The 4,491-nt window shown below is 61.9% G+C and carries 6 protein-coding genes; 2 read left to right on the top strand and 4 right to left on the bottom strand.

Translation table 11 applies throughout. The features are described from left to right. Positions 1-335: BA14K family protein (locus EN893_RS20135; RefSeq protein ID WP_164900975.1), on the top strand; the 335-nt coding region annotated here is incomplete at its 5' end. A 97-nt stretch (positions 336-432) separates the two neighbouring features. Next, positions 433-780: a DUF2934 domain-containing protein gene (locus EN893_RS20130; protein ID WP_027035205.1), complete on the top strand. Its 348-nt coding sequence runs from the start codon at positions 433-435 to the stop codon at positions 778-780. A gap of 401 nt (positions 781-1,181) precedes the next feature. On the opposite strand, the gene EN893_RS20125 is transcribed toward EN893_RS20130, so the two are convergent. The 4 genes from EN893_RS20125 to EN893_RS20110 all read right to left on the bottom strand — a co-directional run. Further along, positions 1,182-2,129 (bottom strand): EamA family transporter, encoded by a 948-nt coding sequence (locus EN893_RS20125; protein ID WP_127272007.1) that lies wholly within the window; start codon positions 2,127-2,129, stop codon positions 1,182-1,184. 157 nt (positions 2,130-2,286) lie between these two features. Beyond that, the gene (locus tag EN893_RS20120; protein WP_127268633.1) at positions 2,287-2,649 is read right to left on the bottom strand and encodes a DUF6527 family protein; all 363 of its coding nucleotides are present in this window, start codon (positions 2,647-2,649) and stop codon (positions 2,287-2,289) included. Next, the gene (locus EN893_RS20115) at positions 2,646-4,058 is read right to left on the bottom strand and encodes a ThiF family adenylyltransferase (RefSeq protein WP_236382736.1); all 1,413 of its coding nucleotides are present in this window, start codon (positions 4,056-4,058) and stop codon (positions 2,646-2,648) included. Before EN893_RS20115 ends, EN893_RS20120 begins: the two co-directional genes overlap by 4 nt. Beyond that, positions 4,043-4,491, bottom strand: a 449-nt coding sequence (locus tag EN893_RS20110) for an E2/UBC family protein (protein ID WP_245490869.1), incomplete at its 5' end; no start/stop codon positions are given. The genes EN893_RS20115 and EN893_RS20110, both read right to left, overlap by 16 nt.

Here is a 4,491-nt window from a genome sequence, read left to right as displayed (position 1 = left end):
CGCCCACGACGACCGAATTGCCGCCTTCGCATCTCGCCTGGTGCGCCAGCCGCTATCGCTCCTACCATCCGGACGACAACAGCTATCGCTCCTACAGCGGGCAGCTGCGCCCCTGCATCTCGCCCTATCTCCAAGCCGCCGGTCAGGCTGTTTTGCCCGCCGCCGGCGATGGCGACGAAAACGGCGCCGGCCTGGGCGTCTACGTTGCCGACGATGGCGGCGCCGCACTTTCGGCCGACCATGTCGATTCCTGCTTCAGCCGCTACCGCTCCTACCGCCCGGAAGACAACTCCTACCAGCCCTATTCAGGCGGCCCGAGACGGCAATGCCAGTAGCCCCGCGCGCCGCCCGGCATGGCGATCCGATCGCGCGGATTTTCCGGAGCGTCCGCACTGGCGCGGCGTTCAACCCTGACCCCAAGGAGGACTGACCATGAGCGACGACCGGGACGACAGAATTCGTGAGCGCGCCTACCAGATCTGGGAACGGGAAGGCCGCATGCACGGCGACCCTGAGCGGCACTGGCACCAGGCCGAGGCGGAGATCGACCGCGAGTCGGCCCTGCCGCTGACGGCGGATGACGCGCTGCCCGAAACCGGCGAGATCGCCAGCTCCGACGTGCTGGAGGTCGAGGCGCTGGCGGTGCGCACCGGCATATCGGGCGACGAGGCGCAGGAACTGCTCGACCGCCTGGGCAATGACCGCGCGGCAATCGAGCAAGCCGCCCGCAGCCTGAAGGCCAAAAGGCGGCGAAACCCCGATGAGGGACTGGCGAAATGACCGGAAGCTGAGGACAGAACTACCGTTGCGAGGGCTGGCCGGTCACCCGGCCCGAAAGCCCGCGCCTCTGGCGGAGGACGCGGGCCGATCGGACGGCCGATCTTCGGCAGGCGATGGAGGGCACCACCTGCCGCACAGATCAACAATTAGCTCTAGCTAATGTTCCGTCAAGTTGGAACTGAATTTACTTTCGTTTGAATGTCGGCCTCCACCGCAAGTGCGCCGCTGGCCCGGGAATGCATGTGTCCGGCGGGCACCTTGGCTGACGTGGATAGGAATTTTTTCTTGACCGGTGAGGGCAGCTATGCTACATTTTTGCCTATGGTGCTGATTTGCGCCAGTGACCCGCCGCGCAGGCGGGTTTTTTGTTGCCCGCCGCACAGCCGTCACCCGCGAGATTTCTACGCCACGCGTGGTTGAGCCGGCCTGGGCTTGACCATTGTGGCGAGTACGATGCCGGCGACGATGAAGGCCGCACCGACCAGATCGTAATCGTGCAAGCCCTCGCCGAGCAGCAGATAGGCGAGCATGGCCACGAACACCGTCTGCAGGTAGAGCAGCATGCTCGCCCGGCTCGCGCCCAGCGTTTGCACGCTTTTGTTGTAGAGATAGTACATCAAGGCGCCGCCGGGACCTGCCAGATAGGCGAGTGCGAGAAGGCTGTCGACGTCCATGGCGGAGCGTTCGTCGTTGAACAATTCCCACACATGGAAAGGCAAGGCGACCAGCGCACCGGCGCCGAGCAGCAGCACGACCATCGGCAGGAGTTCGATGCCGAATTTGGCACGGCGCAAAAGCACGGTGTAGAGGCCCCAGCAGAACGCGCTGCCGACGATCCACAGCTCGCCGGCGTTGAGCTTGAGTTGCAGCAGCGCCGTCAGGTTGCCATGGGCAACGATGAAGATCATCCCGGCAAGCGCAACCAGGGCGCCAAGCGACTTCCACAGGCCGAGCGGCTCGCCAAGCACAAAACGGGCGAGCACCATCGTCATGACCGGCGACAGCGCCATGATGATGCCGGCCGTGGTGGCGTCGGTGTCGTTGAGGCCGTGGTAGATCATACCTTGGCACAGCGTGAGGCCGATCGCCCCCACGGCGACGACCTCCACGGCGCGCGTTCGCAAAAGCCCGATCATCGCGTCGTGATGACGGTGCACGATCGGCAGCAGGATGGCGCAGGCCAGCGTCAGCCGCCAGAAGCAGAGGCCCCAGGGCGGCATTTCAGGCGCCACCCATTTGGCCGCGATATAGACACCAGCCGAAAGCAGCCAGCACAGCACGGCGGCCGGATAGCCGGTCAGGGAGACCACGGGTTGCGCGGCTTGATGCGCTATCGGCATTGCCTGCATGTCATGCCTCCCCCTTCGACGACCTCGGCCGGACGGGGCAACATAGCCTGTGTCGCTGGGTCGTGCATCCGTTTTGAAAGGCTGAGAAGGAAGCCACGCTCGGCCGTCCTATCTCTTCGACGGAGCGAGGAAGGGTAACGTCCATGGGATTACCAACCTATTGCAGCGTCGTCGTTTCCTTCACCCACTCGACACGGCTATGACGGAACCAGAAGTGAACACCGCAATCCTTTTTCCTCCAGACGGAGGGGTGCAGCGTCGCTGTGCCGTCTTCATGCCGCGTCACTTTCCAGCAGGGTCGCTCGTCGGGCAGCAGATTCATGTGAAGGATGTGGTCGTGACAGCGAGGGCAGAGCATTGCGGCTTGTTCTTCGAAGCCGTCTTCTTCGACAACGTAGAGGGTCTTCTTACGCAATTTTCCAGGGAGTGCGATCCGCACGACGATCGTCTTGTATGGTCGATCGAACCAGCGCCCCGGGAGCGAAAGCAGCCACGCCAGAAACTGAATCAGCCAGGTCATGTAGTCCGCTTTCCGAGCTCTGGTATGCCCAGAAGCGGGCGGACATCGCCGTGGCCCACTTTCGAGGACAGGATAGAGCATATTCCTACTTCGGGCTCGGTGATCAGTTCCATGCTGGCGAGGCTGAACGTAACGCTTGCATACTCCCGATTGACCAGCTCGCGGAACGGGTGAAGCCGGGCGAGGAATTCATCAACGGCAAGTGCCGCGGCCAGCATGTTTACGCTGATCACGGCGGGTCGGCGATTTGCGACACCTCTGATATAGCCGTCTTCGACCTGCAATAGATGCGCCTCGGGATCTGTGCGGCGTAGTCCCGCGGCCGACACGTCATCCATCGAGAACAGATCGCGGCTCATCAGCGACGAGCGGCCTGGCTGTAGGTAGTGGATCGTCCCGCACACTTCCCGAATCTGTCCGCGATTATACCCATCACGTACGGCGTCGAGCCTTATTCCGATGTCGAAGTAGGGGATGAGATACTGGGTTGCGATACAGTTCAGCAGGTAGCGTCCATCAACCGTGTCCATGCAACCGAAGAGCACATCGCATTGTCCAAGCGCACGGACGACGTCCGGGTCCCACAGATTTTGGGCCAGCCGAATGACTTTGGTGCCAACACCGGTTCGGTCGATGGCGTCGCCGATCACGTCGACTTTCTTCCGGCCCAGCCGGGCATCTTCCATTGTGGAGTTGATGATCCGATTGACGTTGCGATCTTCGATCGCATCATCATCGACGATGACAAGTTCGCCGACCCCAAGACGCATCAGCTGCTCGATCACAGGACTGCCCGTTCCCGAGCAGCCGATAACGCCGATGGAAAGCTTGCCAAGGCGTTCGATCGTGCCTTCGTCAAACGCTTGCGCATGCGAGGCGGCGAAACTCGGAACCTCGACGTTGCCGCTGTTCGGATACCAGAAGAGGAGGTCATCGCCCGCCACGCTGATGCAGCTCAAGGAACGCATGACGCCGTAGTCGAGCAGCACGCGGCCGAACATTTCACCAGAAGGCAACATGACCGCGCTGCCGTGCGGGATATTCGCCTCAACCCAGCCGCGGATCATCGGTAGAAGCCGGTGATCGCCGTCATCGTCGATGTCCGAGAATTCAGGATATCCGCCCGGATGGCTGTGCACCTTGATGATAGAAAGCCCCTTCTCGGTGGCTCTCTCCAGGATCGGCGCGATGTAATCGGGACTCCAAACCACGCGAATTGGCGAACGCTCAAGGCACTGATCGTATGGAACCTCATGAATTTCGCGTACCGTCAGCCGGTGCACGCGGTCACCGTTGCGGCGGCCACAAAGAAGAATAGCGACGGCTTCGCAGCCGTCGCCGGGGAAGAGGAAGCTCTTCAGATGAGCGTGCTGATCGCCCGATAGGGCGAGGCTCATTTTGCCGGGCATTTTTCGAACTCTCGCTCAAGCCATTCTTCCACGAGGAAGATATGCGTGCCCAAATTGTCGAAGCCGGGTTTCCACGGGTTCGCTCCCGTGCGGTGCCGCGACCAGCGCTGAAACGTCTTTCCGTCCAGGGCCTGCCGTGCTTCCGTGCGCCCGATCGGTTGCCCGTCGATGCGCTGGAGTCCGGGATAGAAGTAAACCATATCGAGCTGGGCATGCGGATAGCCGGATTCGATCCGGATCGCCGCTATGACCTTGTCATGGTCGTAGCCCTTGGGCACGGGAAAGTCGTGGATAAGCACCCATGGCGATCCGTCGATGATGGTCTCCCACGGACGCTCATACTGCTGGAGGAACGCCTCGTCCTCCTCCTCGAGTTCAAAGTTGCGGCGCAGGGACATCTTGTCAGCCCTCCGTCTGGTCGCGTGGCAAGGCC

This window comes from Mesorhizobium sp. M7A.F.Ca.CA.004.04.2.1, from assembly GCF_004022825.1.
In the GTDB taxonomy this organism is placed as follows: Bacteria; Pseudomonadota; Alphaproteobacteria; order Rhizobiales; family Rhizobiaceae; genus Mesorhizobium.
Note: the sequence above shows the minus strand (reverse complement) of the source record. Positions and strands in the feature narration are given on the sequence as shown.

Bases quoted from the DNA above. Each gene is read 5' to 3' on its own strand.
- EN893_RS20115 (WP_236382736.1), bottom strand. From the start codon at position 4,058: ATGCCCGGCAAAATGAGCCTCGCCCTATCGGGCGATCAGCACGCTCAT.
- EN893_RS20130 (WP_027035205.1), top strand. From the start codon at position 433: ATGAGCGACGACCGGGACGACAGAATTCGTGAGCGCGCCTACCAGATC.
- EN893_RS20120 (WP_127268633.1), bottom strand. From the start codon at position 2,649: ATGACCTGGCTGATTCAGTTTCTGGCGTGGCTGCTTTCGCTCCCGGGG.
- EN893_RS20125 (WP_127272007.1), bottom strand. From the start codon at position 2,129: ATGCAGGCAATGCCGATAGCGCATCAAGCCGCGCAACCCGTGGTCTCC.